This is a genomic window from Erythrobacter sp. CCH5-A1 (genome assembly GCF_001557115.1).
Classification (GTDB): Bacteria; Pseudomonadota; Alphaproteobacteria; order Sphingomonadales; family Sphingomonadaceae; genus Erythrobacter.
This window is the reverse complement of record NZ_LSKQ01000218.1, coordinates 1-24,802: the sequence shown is the minus strand read 5'-3', so window position 1 is coordinate 24,802 and position 24,802 is coordinate 1. Positions and strand designations below refer to the sequence as shown.

22 protein-coding genes and 3 pseudogenes are annotated in these 24,802 nt (G+C 59.7%); 16 read left to right on the top strand and 9 right to left on the bottom strand.

All coding sequences use genetic code 11. From position 1 onward, the window contains the following. The first annotated feature begins 7 nt into the window (after positions 1-7). Entirely contained in the window at positions 8-439 is a 432-nt protein-coding gene (locus AX708_RS13130; RefSeq protein WP_156443267.1) for a hypothetical protein, read from the top strand. 366 nt (positions 440-805) lie between these two features. Further along, the gene (locus AX708_RS13125; RefSeq protein ID WP_066525567.1) at positions 806-1,576 is read left to right on the top strand and encodes an NUDIX hydrolase; all 771 of its coding nucleotides are present in this window, start codon (positions 806-808) and stop codon (positions 1,574-1,576) included. A gap of 112 nt (positions 1,577-1,688) precedes the next feature. Here AX708_RS13125 and AX708_RS21375 read toward each other — a convergent pair. From AX708_RS21375 to AX708_RS13110, 4 genes and pseudogenes are all read right to left on the bottom strand, one after another. After that, positions 1,689-1,778, bottom strand: a pseudogene (locus AX708_RS21375) (IS5/IS1182 family transposase); the annotation flags it as partial. Beyond that, a complete protein-coding gene (locus tag AX708_RS19985) occupies positions 1,777-2,160 on the bottom strand; it encodes an acyl-CoA dehydrogenase family protein (RefSeq protein WP_066525564.1) in 384 nt (127 codons plus the stop codon). The pseudogene AX708_RS21375 and the gene AX708_RS19985, both read right to left, overlap by 2 nt. Positions 2,161-2,284: 124 nt before the next feature. After that, the gene (locus tag AX708_RS13115; RefSeq protein WP_233999658.1) at positions 2,285-2,614 is read right to left on the bottom strand and encodes a 2Fe-2S iron-sulfur cluster-binding protein; all 330 of its coding nucleotides are present in this window, start codon (positions 2,612-2,614) and stop codon (positions 2,285-2,287) included. A 26-nt stretch (positions 2,615-2,640) separates the two neighbouring features. Then, on the bottom strand, positions 2,641-3,903 hold the full coding sequence (locus AX708_RS13110) for a cytochrome P450 (RefSeq protein WP_066525561.1): 1,263 nt from the start codon (positions 3,901-3,903) through the stop codon (positions 2,641-2,643). 190 nt (positions 3,904-4,093) lie between these two features. Here AX708_RS13110 and AX708_RS13105 point away from each other — a divergent pair, with 190 nt between their 5' ends. The 9 genes from AX708_RS13105 to AX708_RS13065 are packed head-to-tail and all read left to right on the top strand — an operon-like array spanning position 4,094 to position 14,340. Beyond that, a complete protein-coding gene (locus tag AX708_RS13105) occupies positions 4,094-4,834 on the top strand; it encodes a FadR/GntR family transcriptional regulator (protein ID WP_066110710.1) in 741 nt (246 codons plus the stop codon). Between the two features lie 44 nt (positions 4,835-4,878). Beyond that, positions 4,879-6,021, top strand: coding sequence for a nitronate monooxygenase family protein (locus tag AX708_RS13100; protein WP_066525559.1), 1,143 nt, complete (start codon positions 4,879-4,881; stop codon positions 6,019-6,021). A gap of 24 nt (positions 6,022-6,045) precedes the next feature. Continuing rightward, entirely contained in the window at positions 6,046-7,236 is a 1,191-nt protein-coding gene (locus AX708_RS13095) for a transporter (protein WP_066525557.1), read from the top strand. Further along, positions 7,233-7,694, top strand: coding sequence for a Zn-ribbon domain-containing OB-fold protein (locus AX708_RS13090; protein ID WP_066115191.1), 462 nt, complete (start codon positions 7,233-7,235; stop codon positions 7,692-7,694). The genes AX708_RS13095 and AX708_RS13090 overlap by 4 nt, the downstream gene beginning before the upstream one ends. Positions 7,695-7,701: 7 nt before the next feature. Beyond that, positions 7,702-8,952, top strand: a complete 1,251-nt coding sequence (locus tag AX708_RS13085) for an acyl-CoA dehydrogenase family protein (protein WP_066525554.1) — start codon at positions 7,702-7,704, stop codon at positions 8,950-8,952. Continuing rightward, positions 8,952-10,043 carry an acyl-CoA dehydrogenase family protein gene (locus AX708_RS13080; protein WP_066525552.1) on the top strand — a complete coding sequence of 364 codons (1,092 nt, stop codon included), beginning with the start codon at positions 8,952-8,954 and terminating at the stop codon, positions 10,041-10,043. Before AX708_RS13085 ends, AX708_RS13080 begins: the two co-directional genes overlap by 1 nt. A gap of 60 nt (positions 10,044-10,103) precedes the next feature. Then, complete coding sequence (locus tag AX708_RS13075) at positions 10,104-11,717, top strand: acyl-CoA synthetase (RefSeq protein WP_082745405.1); 1,614 nt, start codon at positions 10,104-10,106, stop codon at positions 11,715-11,717. Beyond that, positions 11,714-13,348 carry an NAD(P)/FAD-dependent oxidoreductase gene (locus AX708_RS13070; protein ID WP_066525549.1) on the top strand — a complete coding sequence of 545 codons (1,635 nt, stop codon included), beginning with the start codon at positions 11,714-11,716 and terminating at the stop codon, positions 13,346-13,348. Before AX708_RS13075 ends, AX708_RS13070 begins: the two co-directional genes overlap by 4 nt. Further along, positions 13,348-14,340 carry an alpha/beta fold hydrolase gene (locus AX708_RS13065; RefSeq protein WP_066525545.1) on the top strand — a complete coding sequence of 331 codons (993 nt, stop codon included), beginning with the start codon at positions 13,348-13,350 and terminating at the stop codon, positions 14,338-14,340. Before AX708_RS13070 ends, AX708_RS13065 begins: the two co-directional genes overlap by 1 nt. A 170-nt stretch (positions 14,341-14,510) precedes the next feature. Here the strand turns inward: AX708_RS13065 and AX708_RS13060 are convergent. Next, a pseudogene (locus AX708_RS13060) lies at positions 14,511-14,951 on the bottom strand (transposase); the annotation flags it as partial. On the opposite strand from AX708_RS13060, the gene AX708_RS19980 reads away from it, so the two are divergent. Further along, a complete protein-coding gene (locus tag AX708_RS19980) occupies positions 14,950-15,243 on the top strand; it encodes a transposase (RefSeq protein ID WP_233999660.1) in 294 nt (97 codons plus the stop codon). The pseudogene AX708_RS13060 and the gene AX708_RS19980 overlap by 2 nt on opposite strands. Here AX708_RS19980 and AX708_RS13055 read toward each other — a convergent pair. The 3 genes and pseudogenes from AX708_RS13055 to AX708_RS13045 all read right to left on the bottom strand — a co-directional run bounded on the left by AX708_RS13055 (position 15,224) and on the right by AX708_RS13045 (position 17,659). After that, complete coding sequence (locus tag AX708_RS13055) at positions 15,224-16,447, bottom strand: IS256-like element ISSpwi2 family transposase (RefSeq protein ID WP_014082638.1); 1,224 nt, start codon at positions 16,445-16,447, stop codon at positions 15,224-15,226. The genes AX708_RS19980 and AX708_RS13055 overlap by 20 nt on opposite strands. A 67-nt stretch (positions 16,448-16,514) precedes the next feature. Beyond that, a pseudogene (locus tag AX708_RS20520) lies at positions 16,515-16,757 on the bottom strand (transposase); the annotation flags it as partial. Between the two features lie 428 nt (positions 16,758-17,185). Continuing rightward, on the bottom strand, positions 17,186-17,659 hold the full coding sequence (locus AX708_RS13045; protein ID WP_066525537.1) for a MarR family winged helix-turn-helix transcriptional regulator: 474 nt from the start codon (positions 17,657-17,659) through the stop codon (positions 17,186-17,188). A 74-nt stretch (positions 17,660-17,733) separates the two neighbouring features. Here AX708_RS13045 and AX708_RS13040 point away from each other — a divergent pair, with 74 nt between their 5' ends. From AX708_RS13040 to AX708_RS13025, 4 genes are read left to right on the top strand one after another with little or no spacing between them, the layout of a single operon-like run. Further along, the gene (locus AX708_RS13040; RefSeq protein WP_066525531.1) at positions 17,734-18,621 is read left to right on the top strand and encodes an alpha/beta fold hydrolase; all 888 of its coding nucleotides are present in this window, start codon (positions 17,734-17,736) and stop codon (positions 18,619-18,621) included. Beyond that, entirely contained in the window at positions 18,618-19,031 is a 414-nt protein-coding gene (locus AX708_RS13035; protein ID WP_066525529.1) for a hotdog fold thioesterase, read from the top strand. Before AX708_RS13040 ends, AX708_RS13035 begins: the two co-directional genes overlap by 4 nt. Next, positions 19,025-20,137: an efflux RND transporter periplasmic adaptor subunit gene (locus tag AX708_RS13030; protein WP_082744284.1), complete on the top strand. Its 1,113-nt coding sequence runs from the start codon at positions 19,025-19,027 to the stop codon at positions 20,135-20,137. The genes AX708_RS13035 and AX708_RS13030 overlap by 7 nt, the downstream gene beginning before the upstream one ends. Position 20,138: 1 nt before the next feature. Further along, on the top strand, positions 20,139-23,234 hold the full coding sequence (locus tag AX708_RS13025; protein ID WP_066525524.1) for an efflux RND transporter permease subunit: 3,096 nt from the start codon (positions 20,139-20,141) through the stop codon (positions 23,232-23,234). A gap of 416 nt (positions 23,235-23,650) precedes the next feature. Here the strand turns inward: AX708_RS13025 and AX708_RS13020 are convergent, their stop codons facing one another. After that, positions 23,651-24,622: an IS110 family transposase gene (locus AX708_RS13020; RefSeq protein WP_067490211.1), complete on the bottom strand. Its 972-nt coding sequence runs from the start codon at positions 24,620-24,622 to the stop codon at positions 23,651-23,653. Positions 24,623-24,802: the final 180 nt, after the last annotated feature.

Genomic DNA, 24,802 nt, shown 5'->3' with positions numbered 1-24,802 from the left:
GAAGATCGTGACACAAATGGGCCATGCCACAGCGGACACGCCGCCTTCAGACACCTTCGAGATTCACCTTACGCAGCAGCTGACTCTGACCAATCTGGTGAACGAGGCAGGACTCTCCGAGATCGCGCGTGCCGCTGGCGGGGACAGCTTTGTGGTTTGCGACCTCAATATGCACGGGGTTCAGGGATGCGCCGAGCTGCGAGCCGCCCTCGATAACCAGAAAATGGCCGCCGAGTTGGTGGCCATAGGTCTGATGATCCTTGTCGCCGTGCTGGTGGGCACGATCGCGGCCGCTTTTCTGAGGCTGATAGCGAAGCGGGTGGCTCCTCCCAGTGAACAGTGCGCCGATGCCTTTGTCCCGCTGCACAGGGGTCCGGCAAAGCCCCTGAAAGGGGCCGTCAACATCATCATCAGGAGGGAGAAAAGACATGGCATTTGACTACGAAGACCCTGTTTGCCAGCGGTGAGGCGTCAAAGCTAATCCGAGGGCGGTGTCCCGAGAGGGAACGCAGGGACGAACGATCTGCGAAGGTGGTCAGATGGGCTCCCAAACCTGCTTCGAGTCAATGCAACTTTCGCCTCTGTGAGACCCGATACAGCACGACCAGCACCGGGCTCGGCCAGTGAGGACAGATCCATGAAACCTTCAAGGGATCGGCACCGCCTAGCAATGCAATTACAGATCCTGACCCTAGTTGATGTCCGGTTTTGCGTCGGCACTTGCCGGGTTGGTCATTTGGGTTAAATTATAGCCTATCTATCGAATAATTCGTGCGGGTCCGAGCCTAGACTACTGGAGAACGTGATGACCATGCCGAAGCCCGTTGATCCGGTCCCCGCGGCCACCATGCTCTTACTTCGCGACCTGCCGGAGTTTCAGGTCCTGATGGTCAAACGCCATCACCAGATCGATTTCGCCTCCGGCGCGCTGGTGTTTCCCGGAGGGAAGCCTTCGGTTGGAGATGAAATTCTTGAATGGGCCGATCATTGCAGGGGCTGGAGCACTTTTGACGCTACGCAGCGCACTTTGCGGATCGCCGCGATCCGCGAAGCGTACGAGGAAGCCGGGATTTTGCTGGCTGATCATCGTGACGGCGGCGCGTTTGAGAATACATGTGATATTGAAAGCCGCAAAGCGGTGGAGCGAGGCGAGCGCGAATTTCTTGACGTCGTTCGCGAGGCCGGTGTGCAATTGCGCCTCGATCAGCTCAGCATATTCGCAAGGTGGATAACGCCCACCTTCATGCACAAGCGCTTCGACACCCATTTCTTCGTCGTTCGCGCGCCCGAACGCCAGATTGCCGCATGCGATGGATACGAAACCGTCGATGCGGAATGGCTTTCGCCGCGCAAGGCGTTAGACATGGAAGCAACTGGCGAGCGAACCATTATCTTTCCTACGCGCTTGAACTTGCTATTGCTGGCCAAAGCCGCAAGCGCAGAAGACTGCGTCGCGCAGGCTGAAGCCCGCGATATCGTAACGGTTCTGCCGGAAATCATTCAGCGAGACGGCAAAAACGTCCTTACGATCCCAGCTGATGCCGGATACGGCCCAGCCCACGAAATCATGGGCTGAGAGCAAGCTGCCAGCGGCGAGGAACCTTTGTCCTTAGTAGCCGGATAGCTGGGCAAAACGGTCCCTGAGGTAGCTCGACGACCCCCAGCTTGCCTCAGAGTCTGATTCAAAATTAACCGGAGTGATTTGATAATCTTGCGCTCCGGCTGACGAGGAGTTGGATCGAGGCGATGAACAGCCACCCGGTTGCTGAGGCGATGCTAGGTCTGATCCGGCACTGGCTTCGAGTAATCCTGACACCAGCGAATTTCGCCACGGCAGATTGGCGGGATATGCTCCAGCTTCTGCTTTTCGTCGCCGTATTCGAGCAGGGTCGGGCCGAACATCATCACACCCATTCCGCCGATCGGATTGGAGGCACCGACGTTGGCGAACTCGTGCTCGATGACCCTGGCCTGGCCTATGGTCAGTCCGCCGATGCCATATTCTTTGGGCCAGGTCGGTGTACCCCAACCACGCCCGGCCACGGCTTCTCGCCATTTCTTCTGCACAGGGGTCTCGTTGGTCGGACCCTCGAGCCCGGCTAGCAAATTGCCCGTGCCCCTGAGTTCGTCAGGAAAATTGGCGGCGAGGAATTGGCGCATTTCGGTGCGAAATGCGTCTTCGCTCGCCTGGGCATCTGGTTCTAGCTGAGTTGGCACGGAAACCTCCGTGAAAAAGCTGAATTCGTGGTTCCCCAGACGGACTACAAGGCCGCGCTCTGGCTGGTTAGTATTGCTGCGCAGGAACGTGCAAAACTAAACCTTCCATTGCAGCCTCCATTGGGATCTGGCAGGCGAGGCGACTGTATTCGTTGGCCCCTTCTGCAAACTGCAGGAGTTCGGCCTCCGCTTCGCCTTCCTTCAGACGACCAACCGTGTCGATCCAGGCCGGATCGACATGGACATGGCAGGTCGCACAGGCACAGACACCGCCGCAATCGCCGTCGATGCCCGGTACATCATTGAAGAGCGCCGCCTCGCGTGCGGTTTCGCCCTCAGCAGTTTCGACTTCCCGCCGCGTTCCATCGCTGGATACGAACGTCACTTTGACCATCATAAACTCCGTATTTCTGCTTCAGCAAATCAGCGCGCGTGCAGCCGCACCGGCAGCTTCGTGATCCCGCGCACAAGGTTTGAGAAAAGGCGCTCGGGCTCGCCGGTCACTTCGACCTTAGCGAACCGCTTGTGAATCTCTTCCCAGATGATCCGCAACTGCAGTTCAGCCAGCCTGTTGCCCATGCAGCGGTGGATGCCATAACCGAATGACAGGTGATGGCGCGGATTCTTGCGGTCAATGATGAAGCGGTCGGCCTGTTCGATAACCGTGTCGTCGCGGTTACCCGACAGGTACCACATCACGACCTTGTCGCCCTTCTTGATCTGCTTGCCGCCGATCTCCCAATCCTGAAGCGCGGTGCGGCGCATGTGAGTCAGCGGCGTCTGCCACCGGATGATTTCCGGCACCATGCTGGCGATCAACGAAGGGTCGTCATTCAGTTTGCGATATTCATCGGGGTTCTGATTGAGCGCCAGCACACCACCGCTTATCGAATTGCGCGTGGTGTCGTTGCCACCCACGATCAGCAGAAGGAGATTGCCCAAAAATTCAAGGAAGGGCATATCCCGTGTCGCCGGGGAATGCGCCATTATGGAAATCAGATCGTTCTTCGGTTCTTCGTTGATGCGCTGCTCCCACAGGCCTTTGAAATACATCGCGCACTCGATGAGTTCTTCACGCCTCGCGTCGTACGATTCGACGATGCCGGTTTCAGGAGCGGCGGTGGTGACGTCAGACCAGCGCGTGAGCTTGCGGCGTTCTTCCCACGGGAAATCGAATAGGGTGGCAAGAGTCATCGTGGTCAATTCAACCGAGACCTTGTCAACCCAATCAAATTCCTCTCCTATCGGCAAATCATCGAGAATCTGACATGCTCGTTCGCGGATTGTCGGTTCGAGCAACAGCAAGTTGGACGGCGCTACAGCGGGGGTGACGGCCTTGCGTTGCTGATCGTGCTTTGGAGGATCCATAGCGATGAACATTTCAAGTTCGAGCGCACCTTCCACCGAATGCATGTCCTGAATGGCGATACCGCCGAGCTTTGCCTCCGACGAAAAGACTTTGTGGTTGGTGTCGACAGCCATGATGTCGTCGAACTTGGTGATCGACCAGTAAGGCCCAACATAGCTTTCACGGCAGTAATGGACTGGCGCCTCTCTGCGCAGCCGTTCGAAATACAGGCCGATCGTGTCCTGCTGAAAAAGACTCGGCCGTGCGACATCAATTTCGTCGATCGGAATGGCTGCGACTTTTCCGGCAGTATCCAGCTCCATCGTGTCGATGCCCATGTCTTGTCCTCCATCTCAGGCGAGCAGACTCGCCTCGCGTTCAAAAACGTAAATGTTTCTCAAGGCGTGGTCAATAAAGCTTATAAGGGTTATTACAAAACTTGGTCGCACGGCAAACTTCATAGACAGACGCTGGACATATCATCCGATAAATTCTTATAAGGTTTTATCGAAGGAGCGATTCCCAGAGATGCAACCGAAGGTCGATGATTCCAGGAAAGCCAAGCGTGCGCTCACGCTTGCGCAGGACATTGTACGCGATATCGAAGCCGGGGCGCATGTTGCGGGCGACAGGTTGGCCCGCGAGGACGAAATGCTTGCGCGATACGATGTCGCCAGAGCAACTTTGCGCGAAGCTCTCCGCTTTCTTGAACTGCAGGGTGTGATCCATCTTCAACTTGGTCGCGGTGGCGGACCGGTGGTCGCACGCCCGCAGACCGGCGATTTCGCAAACAGCCTCTCGCTGATCCTGCATTTCATGGAGGCGGACTTGCGAGGCCTGCTCGAATTGCGCGAAACGATTGCGGCGGATGTTGCAGCCTATGCCGCCCAGCGCGCCACCACGGGTGACCTGAGCGCACTTGCCGATTGCCTCAAAGAGCTGGAGCGGAACGAAGCCAGCAGCCAGTTCGAAGAACTGAATCGCCGTTTTCACGATATGCTCGGCTGGGCCAGCGGCAATCCGCTTTTCGGCCTTCTGACTTCCGCGTTGCACATGCTTACCCGCGAATTTTCGCTCTCGCTGGGGTATTCGGCGCAAGAGCGTGCGGTCCAGTTGCGTTTCTTGCGCCGCGTCCTTGAAGCCGTGCGCAAGGGCGACGCCGAAGGAGCGCGGCAGGCGATGGCGCGTCTCGTGGCGGGCTCCGCCTCCTATCTCGCAGAAAGAAGCCCCGAGCTTGTGTCCCAGAAGGTCAGGTGGGGGCAGACGTAAAAAACGGGCGCCGGTGGGTGGCGCAGAATGGAGAGAGTATTACGATGGCACTCAAGAGCCGCATTTGCGAAATTCTCGGGATCGAATACCCGATTCTTCTGGCCGGAATGGGTGGGGCAAGTGTCCCTGCGCTCGCGGCCGCCGTATCGAATGCCGGGGGACTTGGCGTTCTTGGAGCCGCGGCCTGCTCGCCAAACCAGTTGCGCAGCTGGATCCGCCAGACCCGCGAACTGACCGACAAGCCATTTGGGGTCGACACCCTTCTGCCTGCTTCCGTCAGGCGCGGGTCGGCACCGCAGAGCGGCGGCTCGCCCGAAAACCCGATGGCACTGCTTGGCGAATATCAGCAGTTCACCCGCGATTTCATGGAACGCGAGGATCTGCCCGAAGTGGATGCCGCAATGGCCATGCTCGCGGCTGGCACGCCGGAAATGGGCAAGGGCGGGCTGCAGCTGTTCACGCGGGAGTTTTTCGAGGCGCAGATGGAAGTGGTAATCGAGGAAAAGGTGCCAGTCTATGCCGCCGGCCTCGGCAATCCCGGACCGTGGATGGACCGCCTTCATTCCAATGGCACCAAGGTGATGGCGGTGATCGGCAAGGTCAAGCACGCCCAGCAGGTGGTCGATTCCGGCATCGACATGATTGTGGCGCAGGGCCACGATGGCGGCGGGCACAACTCCCCAATCGGAACGTTCTCGCTGATTCCGCAGGTAGTCGATGCGGTGGGCGATCGGGTTCCCGTGATTGGAGCGGGTGGAATCTCCGATGGCCGGGGAGTCGCCGCAGCGATGATGTTAGGCGCGCTGGGCGCGTGGGTCGGCACGGCGTTTCTGGCAACCGAAGAGGCAGGGATTGAACGGTTCCAGAAGGAAGCAATAACCGATGGCGGCGATGCAGATACCGTCGTTAGCCGCTCGTTGACCGGCAAGCCTGCGCGCATGATCCGCAACAAATGGGCCGATGCCTGGGTTGCGGCGGGCAAGGAGCCGCTTCCCATGCCTTACCAGTCGATGATTTCAGGGCCGGTCATGGCTTCGGGCATCAAGGCTCAGCGCAAGGATATCATGCCTGGCTTCGCGGGGCAGGGAATTGGCCTGATCCACTCGATCCGTCCAGCGGCAGAGGTCATGCGCGATCTTGTCGAAGGGGCCGAAAGGGCGCTGGCCGATGCCAGATTCTGTTCCTGAATTGCGGTACGACGGGGACGCGGTATGAACGCTTCGCAGACCTTACCCTTTGCCAACAAGGCCGCCATAACCGGTGTGGGCGAAACCGCATTCGTCAAGGGCACCGAGCGGACCGCAGTGGACATGATGCTGGAAGCCTCGCGCCGCGCAATCGCGGATGCCGGGCTGAAACCTTCCGACATCGACGGCATGGTGCCGCCGCCGATCTATACAACCTCGGAGGAAATGGCCGCCAATCTCGGCATTGATGTGCTGCGCTACGCGGCCACAGTTCACATGGGCGGCGCCAGCCCGACGACGGCGCTGCAGAACGCGGCAATGGCGATCGCCTGCGGGCTTTGCGATCACGTGCTGGTTACGCTCGGTTGGAACGGCTATTCCGCCCTCAGGCCCAAACCGGGTGCCCCGCCTACTCGGGCGATGAACATGAACACGCTGACCAATACCATCCAGGGCTATTACATCCCCTATGGTGTGTTCCTGCCGGTGCAGATGTATGCTTGGCTGGCGACCCGCCACTCGAAGCTTTACGGCGTGGGCGCGGATGCGATGGCAGCGGTAGCGCTAGCCTGCCGGCGTCACGCGCAGTTGAATCCGCGCGCCTTTACCTATGGGCGCGAACTCGACGCGGAAACCTACCATTCGGCGCGCTGGATATCCGAGCCCTTTCGCCTTTACGATTGCTGCCTTGAAACCGATGGCGCCTGCGCGGTAGTCATATCGCGAATGGATCGGGCCAGGGATATGCCCCATGTGCCCGTCAGCATCGCCGGTGCCGCTGAAGGCCACCCCTATCCAGCCGACGACATCCCTTCGCGGCCCGATCCCTTCAAGATTGGCCTCAGCTATGCTGCCCCGCGCGCTTTCGACATGGCGGGCGTCAAGCGCGAGGACATGGATTTCCTGCAGATTTACGACTGCTTTACCTATGTCGTTTTGCTGCAACTGGAAGCGATGGGCTATTGCGAACCGGGCGCACAGGCCGAATTCGTAGCCAATGGCCAGATTGAGCTGGGTGGCCGCTATCCGATCAACACCCATGGCGGCTTGCTCAGTGAGGCGCATGTCTGGGGACTCAACCACGTGGTCGAGGCAGTACGCCAGCTTCGTCACGACTGCGGCGAGCGCCAGGTGCTAGGAGCCCAGACCGGCCTAGTTACCGGCTGGGGTGACCTTGGCGATGGAAGCATTGTCATTCTCAGGAGGTTTACATGAGCAGCGAGAGCGATCTGCCTCCCAAAATGCGGCCCTCCGCGCAGGTCGCGCCGCCCAAACCGCGACCTCGCCCGCAAGACCCGGTTGAGCAGGAATTCTGGAAGCGGTGCCAGGACGGCAATCTCTATTTCCAGCGCTGCGGCGGCTGCGGCTGCTTCCGCCACCTGCCGCGCTATATGTGCGCAAAGTGCGGCTCGCCGGAATTCTCCTGGGAACGCAGCAGTGGCAAGGGCACGCTGTTTTCCTGGACCGTTACCCACCAGGCCCTCCACCCGGCTTTTGCCGCCGAAATTCCCTTCGTGGCGGCGCTGGTGGAATTGGAAGAGGGCGTACGCATGGCCACGCGCCTGATTGGTTGCGATCACGAGCGCCTAGCGCTCGACCTTCCGGTGGAAGTGGAATTCGAATTGATCGGTGAGGACTTCCGTCTTCCTGTTTTCCGCCTGCGTGAAAGTTAGAAGCGTCATGGATCTTAATTACGGGCCCGAATACGATGTCTTCCGCAAGCAAGTGCGGGCTTTCATCGAAGCGCACAGCCATCTCGCGCCGCCCTCTGCTGACCGGGCGGCCCGACCTTCGTCCAAGGCGGTCGAATGGCAGAAGCTGTTGATTGAGCATGGGTATACCGCGCGAACGATCCCGCAGGAGTATGGCGGCTATGGAGCGGAGCCGGACATTCTCCAATCGCGCATCATTGCAGAGGAGTTTGCGCGGGCCAGGGTGCCGGGCGGGCTTTCCAATCAGGGAATCTCGATGTTCGTGCCGACCCTGCTCGAACTCGGCACCGAGGAACAGAAACGGCGCTGGATCGAACCCACGCTAAAAGGCGACGTCGTCTGGTGCCAGGGCTATTCCGAACCAGGTGCCGGGTCTGACCTCGCCAACCTCAAGACCAGCGCGCACATTGAGAACGGCGAATTTGTTATCAATGGCCAGAAGATCTGGACCAGCACCGCCAAGCAGGCCGACATGATCTTCTGTCTGGTCAGGACCGAACCGGACGCACCCAAGCATGGCGGCATTTCCTACCTGATCTTTTCGATGGACACCCCAGGCATCGAGGTTCGCCCCTTGAAGACGATGACCGGTCACGCCGAGTTCAACGAGACCTTCTTTACCGATGTGCGCGTACCGGTGGACCAGATCGTCGGCCAGCGGGGACAGGGCTGGTTCGTGGCGAACGCGACCCTGGGCCATGAGCGCGGCATGCTGGGCGATCCCGACGCGCTAGAAAATCGGCTGCAGGCGCTAATCGGGCTGATGCAGGAAGAGCGTTTGGGCCAGGCTCGAGCGATCGACAATCCGGTACTGCGCGACCGGTTGGTAGCACTTCAGGCCGAAGTGGCGGCGATGAAATACAACGGGATGCGCGTACTTTCGAACAGCCTCAGGGGAGAGCCGGGCGGCATGGCGAAGTTGATCGTCAAGCTGCAAAGCTGTGAACTCGCTCACCAGATTTCGGCGCTGGCGATCGACGCTATGGGCGAACTGGGCATTCTCTATCACAACAGCCCGCGCGAGCGGCACGGCGGGGCTTGGCAATGGAACTATATGTTCCAGCTCGGTCTCATAATCGGCGGCGGGACCGCTCAGATCCAGAAGAACATCATCGCCGAACGCGGCCTTGAAATGCCGCGTGAACCGAACCCGGCGAAGACCTCGAATGTAGGGCCGAAAGCCTCAAACATGGCGAGTCAGAAGCAGGGAGCAAACTGATGGATTTCGGACTTTCGCAGGACCAGCAGATGTTGCGCGACGCGGTTTCGCGGTGCCTTGCCGATACCAGCCCGCTCAGTCACGTCCGCGAATGTGCGGAGCGGGACAATCCGCTGAGCGACCAGGTGTTGCGGGCCCTCAACGACCTCGGCGTTGCCGGAATGCTGGTCCCCGAAGAGCACGGCGGGCTCGGCATGACCCTGCTCGACGCGGCGGTGGTAGCGGAACAGCTTGGCTATGCGGTCGCCCCGGTGCCGTTTCTCGCCAGTCAGGTTCTCGCACCGATCGCCTTGCGCGATGCGGGCAACGAGGAGCAAAAGGCCCACTGGCTGCCAAAGATCGCGAGCGGCGAGGCGCGTATCGGTGTCGCGATTTCCGAGACGATCGAGGTGCGCGACGGCGCGGGGGTTTCCTCTGCAGCCGGGAAGCTCAACGGAACCGCCCTGTTCGCGCTCGATTTCGAAGGAGCCGATGCCCACATCGTCGCCGATTCCGGTGGTAGGCTGCACCTTGTCGGTGCCAAGGCGTCGGGCCTGAAGGCTATCGCGTTGACTACCATTGATCGCACCCGCAGCGTCGGGGAATTGCGGTTTGACGGGGCCGAAGCGGAACCACTGGCTGATGATGGGGGAGTTGCAACGGCCCGGTTGCGTGATGCAGGCCGTGTTATCCTGGCCGCCGACAGTCTTGGCGCAGGTCAGGCGATGATCGAAAAGGCTATCGATTATGCTGGCCAGCGCGAACAGTTCGGCCGCCTGATCGGCAGTTTCCAGGCCGTAAAGCATATGTGCGCCGAGATGGCCGCGCGGCATGAACCGTGCCGCTCGCTCGTCTGGTACGCCGCCCACGCCTTCGACGCGGTGCCGAATGAGGCATCTCTGGTTGCCTGCCATGCGAAATCGCACACGGCCGAGGTCCATCGATTTGTCGCACGCACTTCCACCGAAGTGCACGGCGGAATGGGATTCACCGATCTGCTTGGCCTGCACTACTGGTTCAAACGGATCGGATTCGACCGGCAGGTCCTTGGTGGGCCAGAAGTGGTCCGGGCGGAGGCTGCGGCACTTCAGGGCTGGACCAATGCTGCGTGATGTTTCTACCGGGAGACGCGCGCGCTAAAGCCGCCGCCCCGTTCGGAGAGGAGAACTAATGTGACCGACTGGAATCTCGGCGACATTCTCGACGCTTTCGAGCCTGTCATGCCAAAGGATGCGCCGGCCCTGATCCACGGTGACCGGATCATTACCTGGCCTGAAATGTCCGCGCGTTCGAACAATGTCGCCCGCGCGCTGCGTCAACGCGGAGCTGGCGATCGCGCAAAGGTCGCCTTTTATATGCGCAACCGCCCAGAATATGGCGAGTTGATGGCAGCCTGCTTTAAGGGGCGCTTGATCCATGTGAACATCAACTACCGCTATGTCGCCGAGGAGGTCTTTTATATCTTTGACGATTCCGACAGCGAAGTAATTGTCTACAGCTCGGAATTCCGCGACTGTATCGTCGAGCTCAAGGACCGGCTCGAGAAGGTTCACACCTTTGTGGAAATTGGCGAGGCGTCGCAAATCGCGCCTTTTGCGATCCCTTACGAGACATTCGCGCAAGAAGGCGACGGATCGGCGCTCGGCATCTTGCGCTCACCCGAAGATCAGCTCTTCATCTATACCGGCGGCACGACCGGCATGCCCAAGGGCGTGATGTGGCATCACGACCAAATGCGCAAAGCACAGCTCGAGGCCCAGAAGCTGCTCGCCCCCGTTCCTCAGACACTCGAAGAGCACGTCGCGTTGATCACAAGTCAAGGGCCCGGCAACCGCACTGTGCCCTCCTGCCCGATGATGCACGGGACCGGCTTCATCACCGCGATCGGCACACTTATGTCGGGCGGCGCCATCGTTACACTTGCAGACCCGTCCTTCGATGCGACGGAATTGTGGGAAACAGTCGATAAGCACAAGGTGCAAAGCATCGCAATTGTGGGCGATGCATTTGCCAAGCCGATGCTGCATGCGCTGGACGAGAATCCCGGCCGCTGGGATACCAGCAGCCTCGTTACCATCGTTTCATCCGGCGTGATGTGGAGCAAGGAAGTCAAGGCTGGGCTGTGCAAGCATATCCCCCAGGTGGTGCTGATGGACAGCTTCGGCGCTTCCGAAGGGCTCGGCTTCGGCCGCTCCATCACAACCGCGCAAGGGGGCACCAACACCGCGAAATTTGCGATTGGCGAATTCTGCGATGTCTTTGACGAAAACGACCAGAAAGTGACGCCGGGAAGCGGCGTACCGGGATTTATCGCTCTCGCCGGGGCGATCCCGGCGGGTTATTACAAGGATCCCGAGAAATCCGCCAAAACGTTCCGTACAATCGATGGGGTTCGCTATTCGATTCCCGGCGACTGGTGCACGGTTGAGGCCGATGGCAGCCTGACCTTGCTGGGCCGTGGCAGCGTGTGCATCAACACTGCTGGCGAGAAAGTTTACCCTGAGGAAGTCGAGGAGATTCTCAAGACCCATCCCGCCATTGGTGACGCGCTGGTCGTGGGCGTGCCAAACGAAAAATGGGGCCAAGCCGTTACCGCTGTCGTCCACCTCAGCGGCACCGCCCCGTTCGACGAGCAAGCCGTCAAGGATCATGTGCGGGGGCAGTTGGCAGGCTACAAGACGCCGAAGGCAATATATCCAACGAATACCCCCCTGCGCGCATCGAACGGCAAGGCCGACTATGCAACGGCGAAGGCAATTGCCGAGAGCCTGACTGCCGCATCATGACGACCCAGACTTCGCCCGATTACGACGCGGTGATCGTCGGTGCCGGCTTCAGCGGGATCTACCTACTCCACAAGTTGCGGGACGCCGGGTTCAACGTGCTGCCGGTCGATGCTGCGGCCAATGCGGGCGGCATCTGGCACTGGAATTGCTATCCCGGCGCACGCGTGGATTCGCAGATTCCGCTCTATGAATTCTCGATCCCCGAAGTGTGGCGGCCATGGACCTGGAGTGAGCGCTTTCCCGGCTGGGCAGAACTTAGGGCCTATTTCCGCCATGTCTGCGATACGCTGAAACTTTGGCCGCTGATGCGGATGGGCTCGAGGGTCGAAAGCGCCGATTTTGAAACAGGGCCGGGACTATGGAATCTACAGCTTGAGGGCGATGAAACCATAAAGGCGCGCTTCCTGCTCCCAGCCCTCGGTTTCGCGTCGAAGCCATATATCCCCGACATTCCGGGCATTGAGGATTTCGAGGGTGAATGGTGCCATACGGCGCGCTGGCCGCAGGAGGGTATTGATCTGGATGGGCGCAAAGTTGCCCTGATCGGAACCGGAGCGAGCGGAGTGCAGGTCGCCCAGGAAGCGGCCAAACGTGCGGAGGCGCTGATAATTTTTCAAAGAACTCCGATCCTGGCCCTGCCGATGCGGCAGGAGCGGCTGACGAGGGAAGATCAGGAGCGCGAAAAGTATGGCTATCCCGCCTATTTCGAACAGCGTCGGCATACGAGCGCTGGCTTTGAATACCAGTCGCTTGAGGTGTCGGCGCTCGAAGTTGGCGAAGAAGAGCGCAATGCGCACTTCGAAGATCTGTGGCAGCGGGGCGGATTGAGGTTCTGGTATCACAATTTCGCTGACATTCTTACCAATCGCGAAGCCAACCGCCACGCCTACGATTTCTGGCGCGACAAGGTTCGCGCGAGGATCGCCGATCCCGATCTGGCCGAGAAACTCGCCCCATCCGAACCGCCGCATCCGTTCGGCACGAAGCGGCCTTCGCTCGAACAGGGATATTACGAGATTTTCGCGCAGGACAATGTTGCGCTGGTTGATCTGAAGGCAAATCCGATCACCCGTGTCGCGCCGCACGCAATCACGACCGAAGACGGCGAGGTCGAATGCGATTTGATCGTTTTTGCCACCGGCTTCGACGCCGGGCGGGGCGGGTTGATCGACATGAACATCACCGGCAGAGGCGGCCAATCACTTTCGCAGGCCTGGCAACACGGCTTGCGCGCCTATCTGGGAATGGCGGTATCGGGTTTCCCCAATATGTTGTTCGCTTACGGTCCCCTCAGCCCCTCGGGCTTTTCCAATGGGCCGACAAGCGCGGAAATGCAGGGCGACTGGATCTGCGACTTCATGGTCTGGCTGCGAAGCAACGGGTTCTTCCTTTTCGACGCTCAACCGCAAGCCGAAGATGGCTGGACCGAAATGGTCGCCCAAGCTGGCGCGATGACGCTCTTTCCCGAAGCGGACTCCTGGTACATGGGCGCGAACATCCCGGGCAAGAAGCGCCAGCTAATCAATTTCCCAAGCATGTCGGCCTATGCCGCGATTTGCGACCAAGTGGCGCGCGATGCCTACCGCGGCTTTACCGCCAGCACACCAGCGAACAAGGACTGCGTAACCTGATGAATGAGATGGTGAGAATCGAAGATTTTCCGACCGACATCGACCCGATTTGGGCTGGTGACGGTTCGCATCTGCCCGAATGGTTCGTGTCGGCCCTCAAGGTGCCGCGCGAAGAGGGTTATGTGGAAATCGATGGGGCCAAGGCGCACTATTTTCGCTGGGGTCACCCGGGCAAGCCCAAGGTGCTTATGACGCATGGCTTTCTCGCCCATGCGCGCTGCTTCGCCTTCATTGCACCGTTTCTTGCCGAAGACTATGATGTGGTAGCGTTTGATCTGGCCGGCATGGGCGACAGCGAGATGCGCGGGCGCGCCGACCTCTTGGCAAGGGGGGGCGAGTTTCGCGAGATTGCCGAGGCGCTGAATATGTTTGCGGATGGCCAAAAGCCGACGATTATCGCGCACAGCTTCGGATCGGGAGCGGCCCTGACAGCCGTGACCCAATCGCCCGGGACCTTTGCCGGAGTGGTGGTTTGCGATCTCATGATCATGCGGCCTGCTCTCCTGGACGAGTACTGGAACCTCAGCCGGTCCAGCCCAGGTTCTGGCGATCCGGACAAGCCCAGCAAGCGCTATCCCAACTATGAAGCGGCGCGCCAGCGGTACATCCTTTCCCCGCCCCAGCCGGTCGGCGCGCCATTCCTGCTGGACTACATGGCCTATCACTCCCTGCGGCAGGATGGAGACGAGTGGACTTGGAAGTTCACGACCGAGGTCTTTCGGAGGAGCAACAAGCCCGACGAATGGCTCACAATGGGCGAGCGCCTGGTGCAGGCACCGGGCCGAAAGGCTATCGTGCACGGCGGCTTGAGCCAGCTCTTTACACCGGAATCAGCCGAATATGTTCGCGAACTGGGTGGAGGTGAGATTCCGATAATCGCCGTGCCTGAAGCCCGCCACCACCTGATGCTCGACCAGCCACTGGCATTCGTAACCGCGTTGCGGTCCGTTCTGGCTCTTTGGCAAAACGAGAACCAAGCCAAGACGAATTGAGTTCGTCACCTAGAATTACTTTGGCAGAAGTGCTTTTTGGACTTCCAAGGGTCGTTTATTATGGTTCAATGTGGCCAGCGCGTGGAGGCTGGCGGTAGCGGATACTTGGCGGGACGACTTTGCGGAGTGGCTTGCGCTTTTTGTGTGGCTGTTACACCAACACGTATTGATCACGACCTATGTGCCGACTGTCGCATTCCGATGGACATGATGCTCCATGGCTCATTGATGAGGCTGTTCTGGGCGAAGCAGAATTGGTCGACGATGTCGTCGTAGGATTAAAAGACCCTGTTCGACAGCCAGTTGTCGCGCATGAACTGCCACAGGCTCTTGACCGGATTGAGCTTGGGGCAGCGCGGCGGCAGCGACATGAGCGTGATGTTGGACTGTCCCACTAGCGCGGCCGAGCCGTGGCACCCGGCCTGATCGAGGGTGATGACAGCGTGTGCCCCAGGGACGACGTGGCGGAATATCTCCTTCAGGTGCAGGCTCATGGCCTCACTGTTGCAATAGGGCATGACCACCCCGGCGGCCTTGCCTTCCGCCGGGCAGGTGGCGCCAAAGATCCACACCGATGTGCGGCGCTGATCCTTGGGTGCAGATGGACGGGTGTGCCCAGCCTATCTTGATGGTCTGATCGGCTCCGGCGAGCGCAAAAGCTTACAGCCGATGGCGATGCGCTGGCCGGGGATTAGATATGATTTGCTGCACCATTTATCGGCGGTGCCCTGTGGGCCGGGGGCACTGGAGGAGAAGTTCTCAGGACAGCCTGATGCGCTGGTAGGTGGCGACGACGCTTGGCTGATAATTGACGGCACGGCTTTGCCCAAGAAAGACCATGCGGGACTGTCAGGATTTCCGTGTGCGGCCGGGCGGTTGATCATCAGGCCGCCATGGCTCTGATGAAACGTTCGCCGAAGATCACGGCAAATTGCGCCTTCGCCATGGTCCACTCACGTGGTGGCATCTTCCACTCTTTCTCCGACCGATTCAAGATCAGGTAGAGCAGCTTGGTGGCGGCCTCGTCGCTGGGGAAGTGTCCCCTGGCCCTGACAGCCCGCCTGAGCTTCGAGTTCAAAGCTTCGATGGCGTTCGTAGTGTAGATGATCCGGCGGACCTCGTCGGGGAACGCAAAAAACGGGATCACCTCGCCCCAGGCGCGCCGCCAGCTCTGGCCGATGGCGGGATAGCGCTGCCCCCAAGGGCCAGCCTCAAATGCTGTCAGCGCCTTTTCGGCGGCATCTGCGTCGGTGGCACGGTAAATCTCCTTGAGCGCGCTGGCGAGGTTCTTTCGGTCCTTCCAGGAGACGAAGTCCATCGAGTTGCGCAGCAGGTGAACGATGCAGGTCTGGACGATCGCATCGGGGAACACTGCGGTGATCGCATCGGGAAAGCCCTTCAGGCCGTCAACGACGGCCAGCAGGATGTCTTCAACGCCACGGTTGCGAAGCTCGTTCATCACCCGAAGCCAGAACTTGGCACCCTCATTCTGCTCGAGCCACAAGCCGAGCACCTCCTTTGCGCCGTCGGCGCGGACGCCCAGCGCAATGTGGATCGCCTTGTTGCGCACCATGCCCTCGTCGCGGATCTTGACCCGGATCGCGTCGAAGAAGACCAGCGGGTAAACCGGATCGAGCGGCCGCTGCTGCCAAGTGGCGACCTCATCGAGCACGGCGTCGGTCACCGTGCTAATCAAATCGGGTGAGACGTCGATGCCGTATAGATCGTGCAGGTGCCTGGTGATCTCGCGGGTGCTCATGCCGCGCGCGTACATCGACACGATCTTGTCGTCGAAGCCGGGAAAGCGGCGTTGATACTTGGCGATCAACTGCGGGTCGAAGCTCGACTGGCGATCGCGCGGCACGTCGATCGCCAACTTGCCGGTGTCGGTCATTACCGTCTTCCGACCGTAGCCGTTGCGCATGTTGCCGGCGCCGTCTTCGCCAGCGAGGTGGTGATCCATCTCCGCATTCAGGGCACGCTCTGTCAGCGCCTTCTTCAGCGAATCGAGCAGACCGCCCTGCTCGAAGGCGGCACTGGCAGCGCCGCCCGCCAAAAGCTGATCGAGAAGCTCATTCGGTATGGCAGGTTCTTTGCGTCGTGACATAGTGGGACTCCTTGTTGCCCATTATGCCCGGCCACACACGGAAATCCTGACAGTCCCACTGATCGGGCTTTCCGCCCTTAGCGGCAAGCTCGGCGAAGATGCGGTTGAACCCGCCAAGGCGGCTCCAGCGGATGAAGCGGTTGTAGATGGTCTTGTGCGACCCATAGTCGGTCGGCGCATCGCGCCAGCGCAGCCCGTTCCTGATCACGAAGATAATGCCGCTCACGATCCGACGATCATCCACACGCGGGATGCCGTGCTACAACGGAAAATATGGCTCAATCCGGCGCATCTGCGCCTCGCTCAACATCCAGACTTCAGACAACAGCAGCACCTCCTCAATGCCGCCATTGAATCAACCGATCCCTTCCAACGCAAGCAATTCAATGGGCCCTGAGCCTAGATTATTCATCTTCTGGCCTTTGCCTCGGAAGCAACCGGTGTCATTCAAAGGCGAAAGAGATGCCGCTTGCTGACGGGATATAAGACCGCGCATAGATTAGCAGATCGGCCGTGTGCGCATGCCCCAGCGATCCCAATAGATTCGGGTCACGGATGTCGTGAAAGGGTTGGAATGGCTGCTAGGGGGCCTCTTCTAGACCCCAGGCTTCCGTCGAGAAACCCTTTCAATCGATCTTGCAGATAACGGCAACAATGAGAGGGCAGTGGGCTAATGCGACTGGGTAGATCGTCGACATTCCCGGACCAATCCTTGGAAATATCAAGGCTCGTCCGCGTCTAATTGCGATCCAAATTGTCCTGCATCGTGGCCAATAGCGCACTTAACCGGTCCAGCTCATCAATGTCCGTTCCGGCAAGCAGGCGTCCGTAGACCGCGTCGGCCTCGGCTCTAAGCTTGGGTAACAGCTCAACCGCAGCAGGCATAAGGTGGATGTGCCATACGCGCCGGTCGTTCACCGCGCTACGTCGCTCAACGAGCGACAGTTCTTCAAGCCTGTCAATGGCCTGACCAACGCTTGCTCGTTCCAGCTCAAGCTCCCGGGCAAGTTCGGTCTGCGTCATGCCAGGCGTTCGATAAAGATATGCCAAAGCGCGCCACTGAGTTCGGGTGAGTCCGAATTGTTCGAAGGAGGTATCGAATGTGCGTCGCAGCCGGCGCGTCACCTCCTCCATCAGGAAGACAAGCCGATCCGTGTCGGTCAGAAAATTCGTCTCAGCTTCATCGGCAGCCTGATCCGAGTGCGTTACCATGCTCCGGTCATAGCTTTCCCGATACGAAAATAAAGATATTTACTGTAAGGCACCTTACAGTATAGCAAAATGCTATGGACACCGTAACAGCCAGCATCAAGGGGGCCGACGGCATCGACCTCGCAGCCGAGATCACCGGCGCGCTTGATGCGATGCCGGTCTTGCTTGCTCATGGAGGTGGGCAGACCCGGAGAGCATGGAAGCGGGTCACGGGCGATCTTGCCGATGCCGGGTTTTGCGCAATTGCCTTTGACATGCGCGGCCATGGCGACAGCGCATGGTCGGATTCCGGGGCGTATGAAATACGTGACTTCGCGGCCGATCTTGTCGCGGTCGCATCCGGCATGAACCGCAAGCCCGCATTGGTCGGTGCATCGCTTGGAGGACTGGCGGGGCTTCTTGCAGAAGGAAAGCTTGCCCAAGGCAGCTTCGCATCGCTGACATTGGTGGATATCGCGCCGCGCATGGAGCCAGACGGCGTGATGCGTGTCGTGGGCTTCATGGAACAGCATGCCGAAACCGGCTTTGCGTCACCTGATGAAGCGGCGGGGGTTATCGCACGCTACATGCCACACCGCGGCAAGCGCGGCGCTGGTGGTGGTCTGCGCCATTATCTCCGGCAAAAGGATGATGGCCGCTTTTACTGGCACTGGGATCCAGCGTTCATCCGCAACATCATGGCGGCCAAACGGACCAATCCCGATAATCAGGAGCATCAGTTTCAGGAGCTCAGCAGGGCGGCGGCCAGCTTGACACTTCCGCTCCATCTCATTCGCGGTGCGGCGAGCGATCTTGTTTCCGAAGAAGCGGTTGCACACCTGCAGCAGGTCGCCCCCCATGCGGAGTATACCGACATCGCAGACGCCACGCATATGGTCGTGGGCGATTCCAATGATGCATTTTCGAATGCGATCCTCGGCTTTCTGAATCGCCACCATAATCCCACAGGATCGGGGCAATGAGCGAACAGCCAATGGTGCTTGACCGGGCGGGCTTGCAAGACATGCTCGACATTGCGCCCTTCCATCAATGGCTCGGCCTGAAAATCCAATCCTGCTCGGAAGACGGGCTTGAACTCACGATGCCCTGGCGCGCGGAAATCATCTCCAACCCTGTGCTTGGCGCGGCGCATGGCGGCGTGCTTGCAGCGCTGATCGATCTCACCGGGCTTTACACTTTGCTTATGCTGGGCACGCGGGCCAAGGCTACGGCCGATCTCAGGATCGATTATCATCGGCCCGCGATCGCTGGCCCGCTCATTGCGCGTGGACAGGTTGTCAAAACCGGACGCCAGATCAGTGTCGCCGAAGCCCGCATTTTTGGGCCTGACGACAAACTTCTGGCAAGCGGCAGGGGCGCCTATATATGCTAATTCGCCTCTTTGTACCCGCATTGGTGTCCGTCGCCCTGTTGCTGTCTGCCTGTTCAGGCGGCGAAACTGATGACCAGGCTGCCAAAGAGGCGCCGCAAGGCCAACGTGAGGTTCAGACCTCGATCGCCCGGACCGAATTGCTCAATGAACCCGTGAAGGCGTTCGGAACTATCGCAGCCAAACAAAGCAGTGCAATCGGAGCGCTCACCGAAGGCCCGGTCGAACGGATCTTTGTGAAAGTCGGTGACAGGGTGTCACGCGGACAGCCGCTCTTTCGCATCAGACAAGCCGACTATCAGCGGAACGTGGCTGAGGCACAAGCTGCGGTTGATCTTGCGACCGCTCAAGCGATTGAAGCCGAACGGCGCTATGAACGCGTGATAGCTCTTGCGCCGAAGGGTTTCGTTTCGAAAGCGCAGGTCGATGCGGTTGAGACTCAGCTTGCCGTTGCGCGCGCGCAAAAGGCGCAAGCTGTTGCTGCACTCGGCACCACGCAGCAGGCCCTGAGCGATACGATTACGCGCGCGCCTTATGACGGCGTCGTAACCGCGCGCCTCGTTGATGAGGGGGTCTATCTCAACAATCGCTTCGCGGGAGGCGGTCAGTCGGCCGCTCTTCAACTGCAGGAGCTCGGCACCGTCGCGGCGATTGTCAACGCGCCGCAGGAATATGTCGACATGCTGCGGCGAGACATGCCAGCGCGCGTTTTCATCGAAGGGTTCGACGCGCCGTTCGATAGCATCGTCTACATCATCAACGACCGGGTCGACCCTGAAAGCCGGATGATCGAATTGCGGCTGCCGATCGCCAATCCCAACTACCGGATAAGCTCCGGCCTTGCAGCGCGAGCCGAGATCCAGATCCCGCCCGAACCAGCCATCATTCTGCCCCGAACAGCCATTCTCGGCGACAGCTCCGCCGCCCACCTTTTCATTATCCGTGATGGCAAGGCTCAGCGCCGCGAGGTCAGGTTCGACAGTATCGACCTCGACAGGGTGCGGATCCGGTCGGGCCTAACCGCAGGCGAGGAAGTGATCATCGATCCTCCGGCAACCTTGCGCGACGGCGAGCAGGTGAAGCCGCGCCGCACGGCCAGCGAGAAGTAATATGTGGCTGGCCGATGTTTCGATCCGGCGTCCAGTCTTTGCGACGATGCTGATTGTCTCGCTCGTCGTGCTTGGCCTTGTTTCCTTCGGCCGTCTCGGGGTCGATCTGTTTCCCGAAGTCGAATTTCCCTACGTGTCGGTGACCACCACGCTGCCTGGGGCGTCGCCTAGGACGATCGAGACCGAAGTCACCGATATCGTCGAAGAGCAGCTCAACACCATCGCGGGCCTGCGACAGATGCGTTCTGTCAGCGCCGAAGGGGTGAGCATCGTCAATCTCGAATTCGAGCTCGAGCAAGACGCCGACCTCATGGCGCAGGAAGTCCGTGACAAGATGTCACGGCTTGGCGCTGATCTGCCCGCTGACGCCGAGCCGCCGGTGATCGAGAAAGTCGATCCAGATGCTGCGCCTATCCTGTCGGTGCTCTTGTCTGGCGATATGCCGATCCGCGATCTGACCACCTTTGCGGACGAGGAGGTGAAGGAGCGGTTGCAGCGCGTGCCCGGGGTCGGCTCGGTCGAGCTGGTTGGCGGGCGCGAGCGCGAAATGCGCATCTGGCTGGATGCGTCCGCGATGCGCGCGCGCAGCATCACGGCAGACGACGTCCTCTCGGCAATCCAGCGTGAAAACGCAGAGCTTCCGGGCGGAAGACTGGTGACGGAGGGGCGAACACGCCAATTCGGCATCCGCACGCTTGCCGAAGCAGCGAGCGCAGCTGAGTTCGCGAGGATTCCGATTGCCTATCGCCCGAATGGCCAGACCGTCCGTATCGGCGATGTCGGCCGTGTCGAAGATTCGGTCGAAGATGAAACCAGCTATGCGCAGCTTGATGGCAAGCCTGGTGTGGTGCTCGAAGTGCGCAAACAGAGCGGTGAAAACACCGTTGCAGTTGCCGAGCAGATCCGGGCGGCAATCGCGGACATAAGCGCAAGCGCACCGGATGGGGTCGACCTAGTTATCGCCCGCGATACATCGCGCTTCATCGAACAGGCAATCGGCGACGTGCTGTTCGATCTTTTCATCGCGGTGTTGCTGGTAGTCGCCGTGACCTTTCTGTTCCTGTTGAGCTGGCGCGCGACGATCATCGTTCTCCTCGCCATTCCGACCTCGATCGTTTCTACCTTCGTTGCTTTCGCCGCATTTGATTTCACCATCAACATGATCACCTTGCTGGCGCTGACTGTGGCGATTGGTTTGTTGGTGGATGATGCCATCGTCGTGGTCGAGGCAATCCAGAACGATGTCGATGCCGGCGTGGATCCAACCCAGGCGGCACATGCTGCAACCAAGCGCGTCGCGCTTGCGGTGCTGGCAGGCACATTTGCAACGCTCGCGGTCTTCGTTCCCATCGCCTTCATGGAGGGCATCGTCGGGCGTTTCTTCTTCCAATATGGACTGGCGATCGTGTTTTCTGTCAGCGTCTCGATGCTGGTTGCCTTCACGTTGACCCCGGCCCTGTCTGCCCGATTGCTGCGCCCGGAACATCCGGAAGATGGCTGGCTTGGGCGCATAGAGCGATTTCATGTCGGGATGCGGCTTCGCTACGAACGACTCGTCAGCTGGGCCATTGGCAGGCGGTATGTGGTGCTTGCTGGCGCTCTGGCGAGCGTTCTTGTCGGCGGATTTTTTGCCGGGCTTGTGCCGAGCACATTTATGTCCACCACTGATCGGTCGGAATTTCTCGCGACGGTCAAGCTGCCCCTAAGCACGGGAATCGCCGGAGCGCGCGAAGCGGCCCAGCAAGCTGATGTCGCCTTGCGCGAAAACCCGGAAGTCGAACTGGTGTTTGCGAGCGCGGGAAGCGGCAGCAATCCCAAGGTCAACGAAATCGATATCTATGTCGGGCTGACCCCCAAGCGGACCCGAGATCTGTCGCAAGATGATTTGATGACCTTTTCGCGCGACGCCCTCAGTAAAGGTGTCGCCGGAGCGCGCGAGGTATCTGTGGCGGAGGTTCCATGGGTTTCGGGCGGAGGTGTCGGGCAAGCTGCGATCGAGCTTATCATCACCGGAAGTGATACAGCGGCGATCAACGATTATGCCCAATGGCTGCAAGGTGAACTCGCTTCCCGGCCCGATTTCGTCGACGTCCGCTCGACCTATGAGGGCGGCCGACCCGAATTGCAGATTGTGCTTGATCGTGACCGCGCAGCGGACCTCGGCATATCGGCGCGCAGCCTTGCCGCGGCCTCCCGTACGCTGATCGGAGGCAGTGATGCGGGAACCTTCCAAGCTGACGGGCGGCGCTATGATGTCCGTGTACGCCTCGACGAAATAAACCGGCAGAACCTCTCGGATGTTCAGGCGCTGCCGCTCAGAACCGGTCAAGGCACGCTCGTCGATCTGGCAGCAATCGCCGATGTCGAAGTGGCATTAAGCGCCGCGGAGATCGACCGTATTGATCGATCGCGCCAGATTTCAGTGCAGGCGAGTACAGCCCCCGGCGTCGCGCTGAGCGTCGCGGTTACGAAGGTCGAGAACCTCCTTGCGTCCAACCCGCCGCCGCCTGGACTTTCGATCCGGACCGAGGGCACAGCGCGAAGACTGGCCGAGACAGGGGAGGCAATTGTCTTCGCGTTCGCCCTTGCAATCGTGGCGCTCTACATCGTGCTGGCAAGCCAGTTTAACAGTTTCGGGCAGCCGATCATCATCATGCTCACCGCGCCGCTTTCATTTTCAGGCGCTTATTTTCTCATGTGGGCAGGGAGGCAGGAAATGAGCCTGTTTGCCCAGATCGGCATGATTGCACTGATGGGGATCGTGATGAAGAACGGCATCCTTCTGGTCGATCTTGCCAACCAGTATCGCGACGCAGGCATGGACCCGGCCTCGGCAATGCGCAAAGCAGCGCCCGAACGCCTGCGGCCCGTCCTGATGACAGCGTTGGCGGCGGTATTCGGGATGCTGCCAGTCGCGCTAGCTCAGTCGGATGCCGCTGAGTGGCGCAACTCAATGGGCTTTATCATCATCGGCGGCTTGACCACTTCCACGTTCCTGACGTTGCTGGTGGTGCCCGCCGCCTATTCTGCCGCGGGTGATCTAAGAGGCCTTGCCGGGCGTTTTCGCGCCGCGGTTCGAGATAGGCTGTATGGCTGATCCGCCTCGCGCCTCGTCAGCAAGCGCTCGCTATGACGGCTAAGAGGTAGGTTTCTGTATGTCGGGTTCCGGGTAGCGGACCTAGAATAGCCGTCATCAAAGCTCCAGAGCGGGCTTGTGTCCGCTTCTGGCAATATCAGTCATTTGGCATGCGATTTAGGAACGACGGCTAAGTTGTCTAATTGATTCTGGCATCGCTCTTCCTTTTTCCCGTTCGCCAATGGTTGTCTTCGAGGTCATCGGACAGCTGAGGTAGCACTTTGTCCGAGCCTTCATGATCGCGGCCGAGCGGAATAGGTGGACGTCTCTGAGTCCCAAGCGAGGTTTGACCCTCTACTTAGCTGACGAGATCGTCCGGTGCATGGCTGATCGGGAAGAGTGGCGAAGGGCTCAGGCCCAGCGGAACTCGGTCTCGTTCAACCAAAGCGAATGAAGTAATGCGGCGAGCTTCCGTGCAACGGCCGTTCTGGCACGCTTGGCGCCTTTGGCTTCGGCCATTTTCCTTCCCCACTGCTGAAGGCGAACGGCCGCTTCACCTGTGATAGAGCGACGTTGGCGGCTTCATAAAGTGCCCTACGCAGCATGGGGTCGCCAGCCTTGGAGATATGGCCATTCGTGTCGCGCTCTCCCGATTGACTACGCCGGGGAACGAGCCCTGCATAGGCGCCGACATCATCGCTTCGGGCGAAGCGGTGCGGATCTTCGATCGTCGAGGTAAAAGTGAGTGCGGTAATCGGTCCGACGCCAGGGACGCTCATCAGCCGGGTGCAGACCTCATCTGCCTTTGCCCGTTCGTTGAGTAGCCGATTGGATGCGCGCAGCTGTTCTTCAATGGCCTCCATCGATGCAATGAGCGGCGCGAATAAAGCCTTCAAATCTGGGCGCTGAGTATAAAGGGCAGTTAAGCGTTCAGCACGTCGGCCGGGCGTTCTGGCGGTGCCGATGCGCAGGCCGAACAGTTTCAAGAGCCCACGCAGCTGGTTGGCCATCGATGTCCGCGCTGTGATCAGCTGCGACCGGATGCGTAGAGCTGCCCTATCGATGTGTGTGGCTGATGCCTTCATGTGGACGCGTTTGTACCAGCCAGTCCGGGCCAGTTGCGCGAGCCCTTCTGCATCGTGGACGTCGCTTTTGTTGACCCGCGCGGAAAGGACACCCTTTACATGCCGCGCACAGATGCACTCGACCGTGACGCCACGTTCGACCAATCCGTGGTACAGAAACGTCGATAGCGTACCCGTCTCGAGCACCACGCGCACGAGATCTGGGCAGTGCCGGTTGAGCCACTTGGCCAGCGCATCGGGATCGCTCGCGACAATATCTCGCCGCACAGCTCTGCCTTCGACATCAACCACGCAAATGTGCGTCGTCTTGTCACTCACATCCAATCCTGCATAAATCTACATCGGTCACCCTCCTGCATTGAAGCGCCAAAGCGACTTCGTACCATGCACGAGGGTGGCTAAATCAATTACGCGGTGTCCCAATTTTAGCTGTTCCGGGCCCCATGAAAGGTAAGACCGTATGTCCGCCTCGGTGTTTGAGGTGGCTCGCCCTACACTGTGTTT